The 15,723-nt window shown below is 68.1% G+C and carries 14 protein-coding genes; 7 read left to right on the top strand and 7 right to left on the bottom strand.

The features are described from left to right. Positions 1 to 345 precede the first annotated feature (345 nt). A complete protein-coding gene (locus WME90_RS07730) occupies positions 346 to 1,629 on the top strand; it encodes a serine hydrolase domain-containing protein (protein WP_437280435.1) in 1,284 nt (427 codons plus the stop codon). Positions 1,630 to 1,725: 96 nt separating this feature from the next. Here WME90_RS07730 and WME90_RS07725 read toward each other — a convergent pair whose 3' ends face one another. Both WME90_RS07725 and WME90_RS07720 read right to left on the bottom strand, forming a co-directional pair. Next, positions 1,726 to 2,796, bottom strand: coding sequence for an ABC transporter substrate-binding protein (locus WME90_RS07725; RefSeq protein WP_437280434.1), 1,071 nt, complete (start codon positions 2,794 to 2,796; stop codon positions 1,726 to 1,728). A gap of 22 nt (positions 2,797 to 2,818) precedes the next feature. Further along, positions 2,819 to 4,003 (bottom strand): MFS transporter, encoded by a 1,185-nt coding sequence (locus WME90_RS07720; RefSeq protein WP_437280433.1) that lies wholly within the window; start codon positions 4,001 to 4,003, stop codon positions 2,819 to 2,821. A 491-nt stretch (positions 4,004 to 4,494) separates the two neighbouring features. Between WME90_RS07720 and WME90_RS07715 the strand changes: the two genes are divergently transcribed. The 6 genes from WME90_RS07715 (at position 4,495) to WME90_RS07690 (ending at position 10,584) form a co-directional block, all read left to right on the top strand. Beyond that, complete coding sequence (locus tag WME90_RS07715) at positions 4,495 to 4,878, top strand: hypothetical protein (protein WP_437280432.1); 384 nt, start codon at positions 4,495 to 4,497, stop codon at positions 4,876 to 4,878. Positions 4,879 to 5,025: 147 nt separating this feature from the next. Next, on the top strand, positions 5,026 to 5,832 hold the full coding sequence (otsB, locus tag WME90_RS07710) for a trehalose-phosphatase (RefSeq protein ID WP_437280431.1): 807 nt from the start codon (positions 5,026 to 5,028) through the stop codon (positions 5,830 to 5,832). Between the two features lie 502 nt (positions 5,833 to 6,334). Next, positions 6,335 to 7,111 carry a hypothetical protein gene (locus WME90_RS07705; RefSeq protein WP_437280430.1) on the top strand — a complete coding sequence of 259 codons (777 nt, stop codon included), beginning with the start codon at positions 6,335 to 6,337 and terminating at the stop codon, positions 7,109 to 7,111. 710 nt (positions 7,112 to 7,821) lie between these two features. Beyond that, positions 7,822 to 8,550, top strand: a complete 729-nt coding sequence (locus WME90_RS07700; protein ID WP_437280429.1) for a hypothetical protein — start codon at positions 7,822 to 7,824, stop codon at positions 8,548 to 8,550. Positions 8,551 to 8,576: 26 nt separating this feature from the next. Further along, on the top strand, positions 8,577 to 10,097 hold the full coding sequence (locus WME90_RS07695; protein WP_437280428.1) for a hypothetical protein: 1,521 nt from the start codon (positions 8,577 to 8,579) through the stop codon (positions 10,095 to 10,097). A 106-nt stretch (positions 10,098 to 10,203) separates the two neighbouring features. Further along, positions 10,204 to 10,584 (top strand): hypothetical protein, encoded by a 381-nt coding sequence (locus WME90_RS07690; protein ID WP_437280427.1) that lies wholly within the window; start codon positions 10,204 to 10,206, stop codon positions 10,582 to 10,584. Between the two features lie 141 nt (positions 10,585 to 10,725). On the opposite strand, the gene WME90_RS07685 is transcribed toward WME90_RS07690, so the two are convergent. From WME90_RS07685 to WME90_RS07665, 5 genes are all read right to left on the bottom strand, one after another. Next, positions 10,726 to 11,121 (bottom strand): SRPBCC family protein, encoded by a 396-nt coding sequence (locus WME90_RS07685; RefSeq protein ID WP_437280426.1) that lies wholly within the window; start codon positions 11,119 to 11,121, stop codon positions 10,726 to 10,728. After that, positions 11,118 to 11,435, bottom strand: coding sequence for an ArsR/SmtB family transcription factor (locus WME90_RS07680; RefSeq protein WP_437280425.1), 318 nt, complete (start codon positions 11,433 to 11,435; stop codon positions 11,118 to 11,120). Before WME90_RS07680 ends, WME90_RS07685 begins: the two co-directional genes overlap by 4 nt. Before the next feature lie 195 nt (positions 11,436 to 11,630). After that, a complete protein-coding gene (locus tag WME90_RS07675) occupies positions 11,631 to 11,936 on the bottom strand; it encodes a family 1 glycosylhydrolase (RefSeq protein ID WP_437283575.1) in 306 nt (101 codons plus the stop codon). Positions 11,937 to 12,173: 237 nt separating this feature from the next. Further along, positions 12,174 to 13,625, bottom strand: coding sequence for an RICIN domain-containing protein (locus WME90_RS07670; RefSeq protein WP_437280424.1), 1,452 nt, complete (start codon positions 13,623 to 13,625; stop codon positions 12,174 to 12,176). A 242-nt stretch (positions 13,626 to 13,867) separates the two neighbouring features. Continuing rightward, complete coding sequence (locus tag WME90_RS07665) at positions 13,868 to 15,352, bottom strand: RICIN domain-containing protein (protein WP_437280423.1); 1,485 nt, start codon at positions 15,350 to 15,352, stop codon at positions 13,868 to 13,870. Between the last annotated feature and the right edge of the window lie 371 nt (positions 15,353 to 15,723).

The raw sequence follows: 15,723 nt of genomic DNA, 5'->3' as shown, positions 1-15,723 counted from the left end.
CCGCCGCCACCGTGACGGCGAGGCGCGCACCGCGCGGGGTGCGCTGCTCGCCGGAATCCTGCTCGGTCCGCTGGCACGAAGGGTGGATATGCCCCAGACGGCCCGCGGGCCAGGACGCGCTCCGAGACCGCAGCCGATGACCCCGACGCCCCTCGCGCCGCTCGGCGGCGCGCGGAGGCTGCAACACCTTTCAAGGAAGGAATCGCGAACATGAGAGCCAGTAGCTTGATCTTCTGTGGAGCCGTGACCGCCGCCCTCGTCGGCATGGCGCCGTCGGCTCACGCCCAGCACACGTACCCTGTGTCGGGGACATCGTACTCCCTCAGCACTGACACACCGGCATCGGTGAGTCTGTCCAGCCTCATCCTCGGCCAGGCGGTCGACGAGCTGGAGGAAGCGGTCGACGACGGGGATATCAAGGGCGCGGTCCTCCTTGTCGCCCGCCGGGGCCGGATCGTGCTCCACACCGCCGTGGGGACGAGAGATGGCCTGAACGAGGACAATCCGAGCATGGCATCGGTGCCGATGCCGCTCGACGGGATCTTCGATCTCGAGTCCATGACCAAGCCGTTCACCGTCTTTCTCGCGATGAAAATGCAAGAGTCCGGGAATTACCCGGGGTTCAGCGTCTACAACACGGTCGCGACGTATTTCTCGGAGTTCGCCGTCTCCTCGGTCAACAACAAGAGCTCCGTCACGATCAGGGAGCTGATGAACTATATATCGGGGGAGGATCTCGACTACTTCGACGACAGCAACCCGAACGGCATCTTCGACGACGCCGACCCCTGGCACACCCTGCTCGACGCGCCGCTGGCCCACCAGCGGGCGACGAAGGCCGTCTACAGCGATCTCGGCTTCCGGATCCTGGGCCACGTGCTGGAGACGGTCGGCGGCGACTCGCTCCAGAACCTGATGAAGACCTACATCTTCGACCCGCTGCAGATGACGGACACGGGCTTTCAGCCGTGGCTCAACATGCCGGGGAAGCAGGACCGCTTCGTCGGCACGGCGTGGTCCGCGACGCGCGGGCGTTATCTCCGGGGCGAGGTGCAGGACGAGACCGACCACTTCCTCGCAGGGGAGGGCCCGGACCCGGCCGAGCACCTCACGGGGTGCGACGGCCTGTTCTCGACCGCGAGCGATCTGGCGAAGTTCTCCCAGATGATGTTGAACCGGGGCAAGCGCGTCTACAGTTGCAACTCCCCCCCTTTCAACACCTGCGTAAACACCCTGCTCCCTGAGCAGACCGTGCACGACATGACCACGATCCAGACAGGCTCGCTCCATCTCCTCAGGCCGGCCTGGTCGTACGACGAGAACCTGTTCTACTCGCGCAAGGGGTACGGCTGGGAGATGTGGGACGGAGGCATGTGGCCTGGCGGGGAGTCTGCCTCGAGCGTCGCGTACAGCAAGACGGGCGGCGCCGGGACGCTCATGGTGCTCGATCCTGAGCCGAACCGCGAGATGTTCGCGATCCTGCTGACGAACCACGGGCTGCCGAAGTACGACAACTTCACCGTCGACACGATGACGGGCAAGATGTCCTGGCCGGAGTTCAACTGGATGATCAATGACATCCGGGCCCTCGAGGTCATGAACAAGGTCTTCGGCTCCATCCAATGGTGACCCGGCCCGCGGAGGCGACGCGCAGGCCGAGCCGCGCCCCGGCGCGCATAGCCTAGGCCGACGTCCTCGCGCGGCGCCGCGCGAGGGCGGGCGCCGTCACTGCGCCTGGGTCGCCGCGAACGGGTTGAGCTCGTTCGTGAACAGGTCCTCGGCCTTGAGCTGCCCCGGCTTGAGCTCGCCGTCCTTCACCAGCCAGTCGATCCAGATCTGGTATTCCCCCGCCGACAGGAGCCCCCCTTTGCCGGCGACGCCCATGCTGGTCCAGTACTTCACAACCGACGCGTCCTCGTTGCGCCCCCGCCGCTCGATGATGCGCTGAAGGCGGGCCACCACCTCCTCGCGCGGGGCGCCCCGGGCCCACTCGATGGCGCGCGCCAGGGCCTCGACGAACTTGCGGGCGCTGTTCGGGCTCTCCTTCAAGAATCGCTTGCTCAGCACGTAGCTGCCGGCGGTGAGCTTGCCGAACAGCTCGTGATCCGAGAACAGCGCCCGGACGCCGCCGCGCTCCAGCGCCTTGTCGCGCAGGATGTCGCCGAGGACCGCGACGTCGACCTGCCCCTGCCGGAGCGCCTGCTCCGCGCTCACCGGCGGCAGCACCACCAGCGTGACCTGCGCGATCTCGGCGCTCGTGAGCCCCTGGCGCGACAGGTACTCCTTCAGCATGAGCTCGTGGTGCGCGCCCAGCGTGTTCATCGCGACCTTCTTGCCGAGCAGGTCCCGCGCCGCCTTGATGGGGCTGTCCTCGGTCACGTAGAAGCCGCTCCACCGCTTCTCGTCGATCCCGTAGCCGCCCACCACCGCCCGGAGCGGCGCCCCCGCGGCGATCAGCTTGATCACCGCGCCGTTGAACGCCTGCCCGAAATCGGTGTCTCCGGTGACAACGGTCTGGATGTCCTGCGGCCCGCTGATCGTGTTGCCGACGTAGCTCAGCTTGATCGGGGCGAGGTACCCCAGGTCCTCCGCCAGCTCGGGCACGGAGACCACGCCCGAGAACCCCTGATAGCGCAGCTCCAGCACCTCGTAGTCGCCGGCGGCGCCCTCGCCGTTGCCGGGGCCGCCGCCGGGGTCGGCCTTCGAGCAGGCCGCGAGCGCGAGCGCGGCAATGAGGGCCGCCGCGAGCCTCCGGCGGGTGGTGGTGAGCGGAGATGGCTTGTCGAGCACTCGCATGGTGAACGTCTCTCCTCGGCCGCTACTCGGCGGCCGCGGGCTCGGCGGGCGCGGGGCTCGCGGCCGCCACCGCGCTCGACGTCCTGCGCGCCACGGCGAGGAGCAGGCCGAAGAGCACGGACAGGACGAGGAACATCGACTGGAGCCCGAGGCTCCGACCCAGGAGCCCGCCCACGGCGCTGCCGAACAGGCCACCTGATGGCCCCACGAGCGCCTGCAGGCCGGCGACCTTGCCCCGCCCCGCCCGCGCGCCGATCCGGGCGAGCCGGGTGAGGTTCGCGATCTGCAAGACCCCGAGCCCGAGGCCGAGCAGCAGGCCGCCGGCCCGCAGCGGGAGCAGGTCGCGCGAGAGGCCGAGCACGAGGAGCGCGCTCGGGACGAGGACGAAGCTCGCGAGGTAGACGCGCTCGTGCCCCACCCGACCCACGAGTCCTCCCAGCGAGAACAGCGCGAAGATGAAGGTCACGCCCTGCCAGGCCAGGAGCCCCGAGGCCTCTGCCGCCGTCAGGTGCGCGACCGTCACGCCGATCGGAATGATGAAGAACATGAAGAACGAGTTGATCGACTGGGCCGCGAACTCGATCAGGCACACGCTCCGCAGCTCGACGTCCTGCGCGAGCAAGGCAAGGTCGGACCGGACGCCGGAGAGGCGGAGCGCGCGAGGGGGCGCGGACCGCGCCGTAGTGCGGCCAAAGACGATCGGCGACATGAGCACGGTGATCAGGAACGAGAGCCCGATGAGCCGGTACGTGCCCGAGAACCCCAGCGCCTTCGTGAGGCTGGCCGCGAGCACGGGGCCGAGCAGGAACATGCCGACCATATGCGTGCCGCGGTACCAGCCGGCCTTGCCCTCGCCCACCGTCTCGAGCTGCTGCATGAACACGGTGCTCAGCGAGACGAAGCGCATCGGCATGAAGAAGCTGATCGCCGTCGTGAAGGCCAGCAGGAACACCGGCGACGGGACCGCCGGCAACGCCATGTAGAGGGACCCTGCCACGAGGCTCCCCAGCACGAACAGCCGCGAGGGCCCGAGGTGATCGACGAGGAGCCCGATGGGGATGCTCATGAGCAGCACCCCGACGCTCTGCGATCCGGAGATCAGCCCGAGCAGCGCCTCGTTCGCCCCGAGCTCCAGCGCGTAAAGCGTCGTGCTCACCTTGGCCACGCCGACGCTGAGGCCCATCACCGAGGACAGCGCCGCGAACATCAGCAGAAAGCGGTTCTTGTCGATGAAGGAGCGCAGTTGGACCTCGGGGCGCGGCGTGGATCAGGCCTGTTGATCCGCGCCGGCGAACACCCGCCATCAGCAACCCTCGTGCCGCGCCATGGCGGGCGGGAACGCGAGGCCGCCCGCTTCCGCGCTGCTGCCCTGGAAGCAGCGGGTGATGATCCGCTGCTCCGGCGCGAGCAGGCGCGCACCGCGCGTGCGACCTCGCGACCGCGCAGCGGTACGGCCGCGCGCCCACGCGCCCACGCGCCCACGCGCCCACGCAACCGCGCGCCCCCCAACGCTGCGCCCGCGCGCCGCCCGTAGCAGGTTTTACGCGGAGGCGCCCGCGCTTTGTTGTTGCCCTCGTCATTTACAGGGTGGTACTGGTGCAAGGCATGAAATCCTCTGCAATTCATGCACTGATCGCCGCGTGCGCGCTCTGTTCCACGGCCGCGTGCTCGTGGCAGCCGTATGGCGAGGTTCGCGTCGTGAGGCGGACGAAGGTCGGCGGTGAGCTCGCGATCCTCGGCGATCGCGACGTGGCCATGCAGAAGGCGAGCCAGACGATGGCCACGACCTGCGGCGGCCCCCAGAGCTACGAGATCGTCGAAGAGGGCGAGACCGTGGTCGGGGAAGAGTCCGTGTCCGAGTCCGACGAGCGCCGCGAGAAGGACTTCTTCGGGCCGAAGAAGCGGAAGCAGGAGAGCACGCAGACGGTGCAGAAGACCGAGTGGCGCGTGAAGTACGAGTGCAAGAAGGACGATCCGGCGGCCGCCGCGGAGGGGCCGCCCGCGGGCGACGCCGCGCCGGCGGAGGCCACCGAGGGCAAGACCGAGGGGCGCCGCATCCACGAGGTGATCATCCGGTTCTGAAGCGCGTCCCCGCGGGCGCCGCGCGCGCGGCGCGGGGCGCGGCGCTCCATCCGCTGGTGCGCTGTCGAGCCGAGCCCAGGATGCCTCTCCGTCGCGCCGGCTTCGCCATCGTGCTCGTGGCCCGTCCACGGTAACATCCAGAGCAGCATGGACGTTCTCCAGTTGATCGAGCGCGCGGCGGCCGCGCCCTCGTTGCTGCTTGCGACGGATTTCGACGGGACCATCTCGGAGATCACCTCGGTCGCGGGCGGGGCGGTGGCGGCGCCGGCCGCCCTCGAGGCGCTGAAGGCGCTCTCGCGGGCGCCCGGCACGACCGTGGCGATCGTCACGGGCAGGACGCTCCGCGACATCGCGGCGCGCACGGCGGCGCTCGGCGCGGTGTGGCGGGTGGGCGAGCACGGGGCGGAGATCGCGGCGCCGAGCGGAGAGCTCGTGTACCGGGCGGCGGCGCCGGCCGAGGCGCTCGACGCGCTGGAGCGCGAGGCGGACGAGGTGGTGCGGCGGATCCCCGCGCTGTGGGTCGAGCGCAAGCGTTGCTCGCTCGCGCTCCACTGGCGGCTCGTCCCGCCGGGGGATCGGCCGGCGGCGTTCGACGCGCTCGGGGGGTGGGCGGACGCGGCGTCGCGGCGGGGACTCGTGGTCATGCGGGGACGCAGCATCCACGAGGCCCGGGACGCCGCGCACGACAAGGGCCGCGCCCTCGCGTTCCTGCTGGCGCGGCTGCCGCCGGGAACGCTGGTTGTCTATGCGGGCGACGACACGACGGACGAGCCGGCGATCGCCCATGCCCGTGCGAGCAGCGGAGTGGGCGTCTACATCGCCTCGTCCGAGAGGCCGGACACCGCGGTCGAGCCCGACCTGACGCTCGGCGGACCCGAGGCGTGGATCGCGGTGCTCGAGGAGCTCGCGGCGCGGCGCGGCCGCCTGACCGGCGAGGCGCTGCGCCCGGCGTGAGGGCCCCGTAGCGGGGTGCAGCGTCGTGCGCTACGCGCTCGGCCGCCAGGCCAGCGAGTGAGGCGCACGAAAGAACGCCGCAGCGAGCTTCACCCTGCGGATGAGCCCGTAGCGCACGAAGATGCGCCCCGCTCTAATCAAGTTCTCCTGCCTTGTGCATCAGGGAGAAAGATCAGGAGAGCAGGGCAGTGTGCACGAAGCCCGGGGCAGCTTTTTCGCGTATCAGAGAGAAAGATCGGCAAAAGCAGGGCAGTGTGCACGAAGCGCGCGACACGGGTGCGCGGCGGGCAGATGCGATGGGGTGGTGAGCCGGACGGCGGTGGCTCGCCTGGAACGGAGCTTGAGCGACCTGCGCTATCCGCCGCCGGTAAATCGAGCGCGCCGTTCGTCCATGGTCACTCGAAAGGCGAAAGCTGATTAGCGGGTGAGCTGGGCCGACAGTAAAGTTCGGTGCATGTGGACATTTCACATCTCAGCGTTTCCGATCCCCTGCACGAGCCGGGTGCAAGCGACGTCTGTGCCTCTGTGCCTCGTCGTCGCGCTGGCGGGCTGTTCGCCGAAGGCCCGCAGCTTCCAGGGCGCAGGCGCCGGCAGCGACGGCGATCACGGGGTCGGGGCGTTTGAGCCCGGCGCTGGCTGGGACGGAGAGACCCCTGCGTGCGCGGCCGAGACGCAAGCCATCGACTGCGATGATGACAATCCATGCACCGCGGACGCGTGCGCCACAGGCGCGTGCGTCAACGTCCCGCTCGACGGCATACCGGCCCCCCCGTCCGTGCAGATCGCGGGCGACTGCCAGGTCCTCACCTGTGCTGCAGGGCGACTGTCGGCTGCGCCGGACGACGCCGACGCCGACGACGATGGCGACCCGTGCACGAGCGACGCGTGTCGGGGCGGAGTCACAACGCACGTCGTGACCGCAGGTTCGACGTGCGGGCAGGACGGCGTCTGCGACGCCACGGGCGCGTGCAGGGCCGCGGACGGTCAGGCGTGCGCTGCCCCGGAGGACTGCGCCAGCGGGAGCTGCGCCGACGGGGTCTGCTGCGACACCGCCTGCGACGAGACCTGCATGGCCTGCAACGTCGAGCGGTCGGTCGGCGCGTGCTCGCCCCTCGGCCCCGGAGCCGAGGATGCGCCGGACTGCGCGCAGGAGGACAAGGTCTGCGACGGCACGGGCGCCTGCAAGCTGGCGCCCGGCCGGCGGTGCCATCGAGACGAGAACTGCGCGAGCGGCGTCTGCCGCGGAAACCGCCGGTGCGGCGAGTTTGGCGCGGAATGAGCTGCCTCGGCGCGGGGGGCGAGGCGACGGGGGCTCCCAGGGGGAACGCCGTCGGCCGCGATCGATCGCTCGCTGCGCAGGTTTCGCGTGGGTGAGGTACCACGAGCGACGTGGAGGAGCGGCAGGGAGAAGGGCCCGGCCGTGCCGCCCCCCTCGACGCGCCCGAGCACGGCACGGATGCTCGGCGTCATGGGCAAGGGCCCCTGTCGGCCCTCCGTCGCTCGGCCTCCGGAGCTCGCGTCCGGCTTCTGCGGATCCACATGGCCCGCTACACCTACCTCACCCGCACCTACCCCACGAGATTGGATAGGGACGAATATTGGCCTTCCAGGAGCCGCAGATCCCTGTAGAATTATCCCATGGGGGCAGATCAGGGGGTCCGGCCGTGGCGCGCAGGCAGGCTGGGCGTCAGGCAGATCAGCTACGGTGGTGGTAAGCAGGCTGCCCTTCCGGGGGAACAGACTTCGATCGAGCGGGCTCGCCAGGGCACTTCGTCGGCGGTCACGCGCCGACCGCTCCCGCCTCGAAGCGGCACCGTAGGCGCGAACTCCACGCCATCCGCGCCAGCCCGTAAGCCACCCCCCGCGAGGACGCTTCTGCGCTCGAAGTTTGTGTAACGAATCCAACAGCAAGGAACGAGCTTGATGTGCGCGAGACGACCACATGAATCTCGACCTTCGGCGTCACGCCGATGGGGTCGAGTCCTTCTGATGGCAAGTGCCTTTATCTCTCCGTTCATTGGTTGCGTCTACGATGGCGATCAGCCCTGTGGACCTGGCCAAACGCTGAGGGCCGATTCCGAGTACTTCGAGTCCTGCGTCTGCGCCGAGGGCTATGCTGCAACGAAGACGGGCTGCGTGCGCTGCGGCGAGAACGAAGAGGTCGGGGCGAGCGGCTGCGCCTGCAAAGCCGGGTACGGCCGCGCTGACGCCACGTCACCGTGCGAGGCCTGCGGCGAGAACGAGGTGACCGGGGCGACGGGGGCGTGCGAGTGCGCGGCCGGGTTCAGCAGGGCGTCCGCCGAGGCGCCGTGCACGGCCACCCCCGCCGGCCTGAATACGGCGTGCGACACCGCGACGATGCCTTGTTCCAACGCCACGTACAGTCACTGTCACGCCATCTCGGGGACGACCGGCTACTGCACCAATCAAGGGTGCGGCAGCTCCGCCGACTGCGCGGATGGATACATGTGCGATCTCACGGTCACCCCATCCTACTGTCGCCGACCGCCGGTCGGCGCGGGGAAAACCTGCGCCAGCGACGCGGACTGTGCAGGAACCGAGGCCACGTACTGCAATATCTTCGACACGCAGAAGTGTCAAGTTCAAGGCTGCACGCTCTCGCCGGACAATTGCTTCACCGGCACCGTATGCTGCGATTTTACTGACTATGGAGTCGCACAGTACCAGTGCGTCGCGGAAGGGAGCTGCACCAATTGAGAACGGGATCCGTTGCATTCCCCGGCGTGCCCATTCACGTTGTCTCAGCCATATCCTCCGCGCTGCTGCTCGGGTCGTCGTTCGCGGCGGCACAGCCAGCTCCGACCCCCGCGGAGGCCGCTGGTTCAGCGGCCCCCTCCGAGCCGGCTCCGGCTCCGGCGCCGGGCGCCTCGGGCGCGATCGTCCCCTCGGAGCCGGCCTCTCCGGCTCAACCTGGCGCGGGCGCGCAGCCGGGTGCAGCAGACGCACCTCCGCAGGCGGCCAGCCCGGCCTCGAGCGCCGCGGCACCTCAACCACACGCAGGGGCTACCGGCAACGTCGACGCCAGCGCGACACCGGCAGCCGGCGGAGAAGTAGACGTCGACGCGCTGGCCGGCACGGCGCTCGCGGAGGAGCTCACCTCCGAGGCGACGAAGATCAGCGTCTACGGCTTCGCTGATTTTACCTTCTCCGCGCTGCTCAGTGACAAGAAGACAGGGGGGGCCTCGACCGGGGTGGGCCCGAACCCCACTTTCTACGTCGGGAATCTGAACGTCTATCTCGACTCGAACCTGGGCAAGAATTTCAGATCCTTGATCGAGCTCCGATTCACTTACCTGCCCGACGGGGCGATCACGACCGATCCGACGACGTTCCAGAACACCCGCGTCAGCGCCGCCTATCAAGACTACACCGACTTCTCTCGGCCGAAGAAGGTGGGAGGGGTGATCATCGAGCGGGCGTGGCTCGAATACGCTGCGCATCCTCTCTTCAACATCCGGCTCGGACAGTGGCTCACCCCGTATGGGATCTGGAACGTGGACCACGGATCCCCCGTCATCCTGAGCAACACGCGCCCCTACATCATCGGCTCCGAGTGGTTTCCGCAGCGACAAACCGGCATCGAGGTGCATGGCAGCCATGGCATCGGCGACACGCAGGTGGGCTACCACCTCACGCTGTCCAATGGCCGCGGCCCGGTCGATAGCTACATGGATCTGGACAAGAACAAGGCGGTCGGCTGGCGTCTCTGGCTACAGCAGGACACTCCATTCGGCAACTTCGCCGTCGGCACATCGGGCTACAAGGGCCGCTACACCGACGCCGGGCAGGTCGCAGCGCTGGAAAACGGCTCGCTCGTCACCAATTTCCCGGTCACCGCGAGCTACGACGAGCTCAGCCTGGCCGCGGATCTCAAGTACACCTGGGGCGAGTTCTTGTTCCAGGCCGAGTACGTCATGCACGACGTAGGCTTCGACGACAAATATCGTCCTGCTGGGTTCACGCCTGGAACATGGGTTCCTGACAACCGCGCCTGGGGAGCCTACTTTCAGACGGGTTACCGATTGCCCTGGTACGGCATCATGCCCTGGTTCGGCTTCGAATACGACCGCTTCGGCAAATCCAGCTTCTTGTACGAAGGGTGCGATATCGTCGGCGGCCTGAACATACGCCCCACGGAGAACGTCGTGTTCAAGCTCGTCGGTGTGCACGTGTGGATGCCGTACCTGAAAGAGAAGAGCTACGACATGGATCAATTTGTCACGCAAGTCGCGTGGAGCTTCTAGGATGATCCCTCGAAGAACGCTCTTGACATCGTGCGTGTTTCTACTCGGGGCTGTTACCGCGGTAACGCCGGATGAGTCGTACGGCGCGGGAGGCGTGGGACCTCTGGTGCTCGTCGTCTCGAAGAGCTTCCCCGCGGACGGGATCTCCTTTGGAGATCTGAAGCGCGCCTACATGGGCAGCCGAGTCACGACGAACGGAAAGCAGCTGATCCCGGTTACCTATCCCAAGGGTTCTCCGGAGCGCATCGCGTTCGACGAGGCGGTCCTCGGCATGGGACCCGAGCAAGTTGGTCTCTACTGGATCGATCGCAAAATTCGTGGACAGTCCGGCCCGCCGAAAGACGTCCCGAATGCGGCCACGGTCGTTTGGATCGTGGGCAAGGTGGACGGGGCCATCGGTTTCGTCCGCGCCTCTGCAGTTGGAGATGACGTCAAAGTTCTTCGCGTCGACGGCAAGCTGCCAAGCGATCCGGGGTATCGTCTCTAGCACCGCGTCGCCTGAGTTTGTCGCTGGTTGCGGGCGAGACGAGAGGCTTCGACGAGCTGCCCGCCCCCTCCCCGAGGGCCTGCGAGGATCCCGGAGCCAGGGACGAGCTCAGGCGATGCGGCCGCGCGCGCCGGCGCTGGCTCAGAGCGTCGTCCCGAGCTTCTCCAGCAGCTTGGGCCACCCGGGCTTCATGCCTTCGAACGCGGACTTGCCGCTCGCCGAGTCGAGGTTGAAGCCCTCCTGCGTGAACGTGAGGAGCGTGCCCGTCCCTTCGGGCGTGAGCCGCCAGGTGATGACGGTGTCGAGCGTGCCGATGGCGAAGCGGTACGAGAAGAGCCGCTCCGCTTCGACGGCGAGCACCTCGCAAGCCTGCTTGCCCCAGGGCCCCATATCGAGCTCGAACCTGTGTCCGACGACGGCTTTGACGTCGCCACGGGCCCACCAGCGCGCGTGCCATTCCGGATCCGTGAGCGCCCGCCAGACGGAGGACGGAGGCGCTGCGTAACGATGTTCGAGGTGGATGGCTGCGGTGTTCATTTTTTCCCTTCTTCGTTGAGGAGATCTTCGAGCGCGGCGAGGCGCTGCTTCCAGTACTGAGTGAACGTGCTGAGCCACTCGTCGACCTCGCTCAGCGGGCGCGGATCCAGGTGGTAGTAGCGCTCGCGTCCGCGCGGCTCCTCGCGCACGAGCCGCGCTTTGCGGAGCACCTGCAGGTGCTCGGACACCGCGGGGCGGCCCACGCCGAAGCCGCTCGCGAGGTCGTTCACGGCGCGAGGCCCCTTGCGGAGCTGCATCAGGATCTCGCGCCGCACCGGGTTCGCCAGCGCCGAGAAGACGTCGACTTCGGTCATGCCCTCAATATGTCGGAATTCTCCGACGCGTCAACAAAATCCGACGCGTCGGCCGCGCGGCTCGCGCCAGGCGACGACGGCGGGGCCGTGGGCCACCGGCGAAGACGCGCGCTCAGCGCCCGCCGGTCAGGAAGGCTCGGTAGAAGTGGGCGCTGTCCTTCGGCGTGCGCGCGAGCGTGGCGCAGTCGGCGTGCATCAGGCCATAACGTACGTCGGAGGAAAGGCCGGTGTCGCGGATCGACCGCGTTCGGAGCGTGCCGCCGTCGGCGTCGTCTGCGAGACCAACAGGTGATGCGCAGCGCGGAGCGCTCCGGCAAAGTCGGTGTGACCCGGCGCGAACGGCCCGGTCTCGTAGCCGAGGAACGCCTGGCACCACGGCTCGTTGTGCGTGAGCCAGAGCGCCACACGATCGCCGAAGCGCGCTCCGACGTGCGAAGCGTAATCTGCGAAGGCGTCCACCGTGTCGCGCGAGAGCCAACCGCCGGGCAACGCGTCTGGCAGGTCCCTGGTTACAGCGACAAACGGGTTGAAACAACGAGGAAAAGCAGGAGTTTCACAGGGAGGCGGGGAGGCGGGGAGCGAGAGACGGCAAGAGGGAAAAACTCATTTTCTTTCTTCCTCCCCGCCTCCCCGCCTCCCTGTGAAAATTACTTCATCCAGCGGCCGGGGCGGGGCAACGCGGCGGCTCGGCGGGCGCGTCTGCCGCTGCCCGAGCCGCCGCGTCGGCGGGGCGCGAGGTCAGAATTGCGTGAAGAAGTTCCAGATGGCCGAACCCGCGAAGCTCGGCGTCTGGTGGTCACCGGCGAACTCGCAGCGGTGCACCGGGTATCCCTCCCGGCACCCTTGATAGGCGACGCACGAGTTGGGGGCCACGGGGCTCGTCTCGGTGCTGCAGCCGTTCTTGCGCACGAAGACGTCGAGCGCCGCCCTGCCGTCCGAGATGGAGACGACGCTGTCGGACAGGCCGTGCGACATCCAGACGGCGACGGGCTGGATGTTGGATTTGTTGCAGCCGCTGTAGAGGGCGCCGGACATCGGCGCGATGGCTCGGAAGATGTCGGGCGCATCACAGCCGAGCGCGTTCGACATCATCCCTCCGTAGCTCCACCCGGTCGAGAAGACCCGGCTCGTGTCGACGCACAGGTTGGCTTTGAGGGAGTCGACCATGGCGCGGGCGAAGGCGACGTCGCGCCCGCCCGTGTTGGCCCAGCCGTTGTCGATGCCGTTCGGCGAGACGAAGATGGCGCTGTCGTTCGCCAGCGCCTTGAGCCCATAGTACCCGTTCCTCACGACGTCGTTGGCCGTTCCGCCGCGCCAGTGCCAGCCGAACACCAGCCGATAAGCCCTGTTCGGGTCGTAGTTCGCCGGAATGTCAAGCACGTACTGGCGCGTGGTGCCGTTGACGTTGATGGTGCGGTTACCGCTGGTGAGGGAGGTGGGAATGCCGCAGCCGGCGCTGCGCGTGCCGCCGGTGCCGCCACCGGAGCCGCCGGTGCCGCCACCGGAGCCGCCGGTGCCGCCACCGGAGCCGCCGGTGCCGCCACCGGAGCCGCCGGTGCCGCCGGTGCCGCCGGTGCCGCCGGTGCCGCCGGTGCCGCCCCCGCTGCCGGTGCCGCCGGTTCCCGAGCCCGCGGGCGTGAGTCGGAATTGCTGATTGGTGCCGCCGTTCGACGCCCATTGAATCACGGCGGTGCCGTCCGCGGTGCCGCGGCCGTAGACGTCCAGCGACTTGCCGCTGTGGCGCGCGGTGAGGCGCACGACGCCGCCGGCGACGTCCGTGAACGACCACTGCTGGTTTGCCCCGGTCCAGCAGGAATATTGCTGGATGGCGGCGCCGTCGCTGGTGGAGGCGCCCGCGACGTCCATGCAACGGTTGCTGTTGACGTTGCGGATGCGATAGTAGCCGCCGCCTGCAGATTCGATGCGGAACTGTTGCCGCGTCGAGCCGTTGCAGCTGGCGATCTGCATGGCCGCTCCATCCGCGGTGCTGCCTCCAGCCACCTGCACGCATTTTCCACTCTGGACGCCGACGATCGTGTAGACCGCGCTCGTGTCGATCGTGATGGCGCCCTCCAGCGAGCCTTTCTCCTCGAGCTCGGCGTCGTACGCGTCCTCGGGGCCGATGACGCACGACACGGCGAGGATGCCCGTCGCCGCCGCTAGCAAGCTCTGCTTCGTTCCGAATCTCATCTTGTCCTCCTCGTCCTGTCAAGTAAGTGAAACTGCTATCTTCTCACTGCTCAACGCTGCCCTTGCGTAGGTCGGGGTCGCTCGCCGCGCGCTGAAGGCTCCCGAGCGGGCCGCCGTGCCGGCCAACTCCGCGGCGGGTGATCGTCGAGATGCGCACAGGGTGGATAGGTTCGCCCTGCGTGCGCCAGGGTCGGTCAAACCGCCCTGCTCCTCGGAGCAAGGCGGTTTGAGAGCGAGCCACCCTAGGGCAGATTGGCAGAAGAGACCTGCCAGGTTCTGTCGGTGCAGAAGCGGCAGCTCGGGCCGACGAGCATGCCCTTGCCGGTGGCCGATTCGTCGCCCTTGAGCCACCAGTTGAGCCACGCCAGGTTGACCTGAGTGAACTCGCCGCCGTTCCGGGCCCACAGATCGCCCCCATGATCCGCGCCGACCTTGGCGAACATCATGACCGGAATATCACCCAAGGCCACGATGTTCGCGAAGTCTCTCGCGCCGTTCGCGTTCGCACCCAGGCTATCCGCGGTGCCGGTGACGATCAATACGGGTGTGTGAATCGAGTTGTAGAAGGCTGGATTCGCTGAGAAAGAGCCGCTGCTCGTGTGTCCCCAGGTCGTCATTCTGGGATCTGCGGCAGTTCCCGCCGCCATCAAGCCGCCGCAGGAGAAGCCGTTCGCGGCGACCTTCGTGGTTTCGATGCGATGGTAGTAAGCGCTGCAAGGCTTCTCGTTCTGGGCGATCACCCAGTCGACGTAGGCGAGCAGCACGCCGCCTCCGCCCCCGATGTCGCGGTTCGGCGCGCTGTTTACCGGCGTCCCGTCCGCCACCACGAAGTAGCCGTGCGACGCAATTTCGGCCATGGCCGCCTGATTCGCGAGCCCGTCTCGCGAGCACCCGCCCTGCCCCCAGACGAAGATCGGATACTTGGCATCTCCACCGAGATCCGCCGGACGAAAGATAGTGCCCTGGTTGATGCCCGGGTCCGAATTCGTCTCGACTACCACCCTATGAGGGCCGCTCCCCGACACGTTTCGACCAGTCGGTTGTGACGCGGTGCACGTGCCGCCGGTGCCGCCGGTGCCGCCGGTGCCGCCGGTGCCGCCGGTGCCGCCGGTGCCGCCGGTGCCGCCAGTGCCGCCCCCGCCGCCGGTGCCGCCGGTTCCCGAGCCCCCGGGCGTCAGTCGGAATTGCTGGTTGGTGCCGCCGTTCGACGCCCATTGAATCACGGCGGTGCCGTCCGCGGTGCCGCGGCCGTAGACGTCCAGGGACTTGCCGCTGTGCCGCGCGGTGAGGCGCACGACACCGCCGGCGACGTCCGTGAACGACCACTGCTGGTTTTGCCCGGTCCAGCAGGAATATTGCTGGACGGCGGCGCCGTCGCTGGTGGAGGCGCCCGCGACGTCCATGCAACGGTTGCTGTTGACGTTGCGGATGCGATAGTACCCGCCGCCTGCAGATTCGATGCGGAACTGTTGCCGCGTCGAGCCGTTGCAGCCGGCGATCTGCATGGCCGCTCCATCAGCGGTGCTGCCTCCAGCCACCTGCACGCATTTTCCACTCTGGACGCCCACGATCGTGTAGACCGCGCTCGTATCGATCGTGATGGCGCCCTCCAGCGAGCCTTTCTCCTCGAGCTCGGCGTCGTACGCGTCCTCGGGGCCGATGACGCACGACACGGCGAGGATGCCCGTCGCCGCCGCAAGCAGGCTCTGCTTCGTTCCGAATCTCATCTTGTTCTCCCCGTCATATTAAGTAAGTAAAACTGGAGTCTTCCCGCTGCTCAACGCTGCCCTTGCGCAGGTCGGGGCCGCTCGCAGCGCGCTCGAGGCTCCCGAGCGCGCCGCCGCGCTGGCCATTGCCGCTTCGGACGAGTGTCGAGGTGCGCGCAGAGTGGATAAGTTTATTCGCGCACGTCAGGCAGCGCGATGAGGGTATCTATTGTTCCGGGCTGGCAGGTCCGTCAAGCCGATTGCGCATCGCGAGCGGACCTGATCCTCATGAAGGTGGGATAAGCTCAGATGCGGAGTCACGATGGTGACTTGACGCCGACATGGGGTCGAGCCCTCTACGGGCGCGATCACCCGGCGCGCCGGGCGCGCGA

The sequence above is a fragment of the Sorangium sp. So ce375 genome, assembly GCF_051473855.1.
In the GTDB taxonomy this organism is placed as follows: Bacteria; Myxococcota_A; Polyangia; order Polyangiales; family Polyangiaceae; genus Sorangium.
The sequence above is the reverse complement of the archived record's forward strand: the minus strand, read 5'-3'. Positions and strand labels throughout refer to the sequence as shown.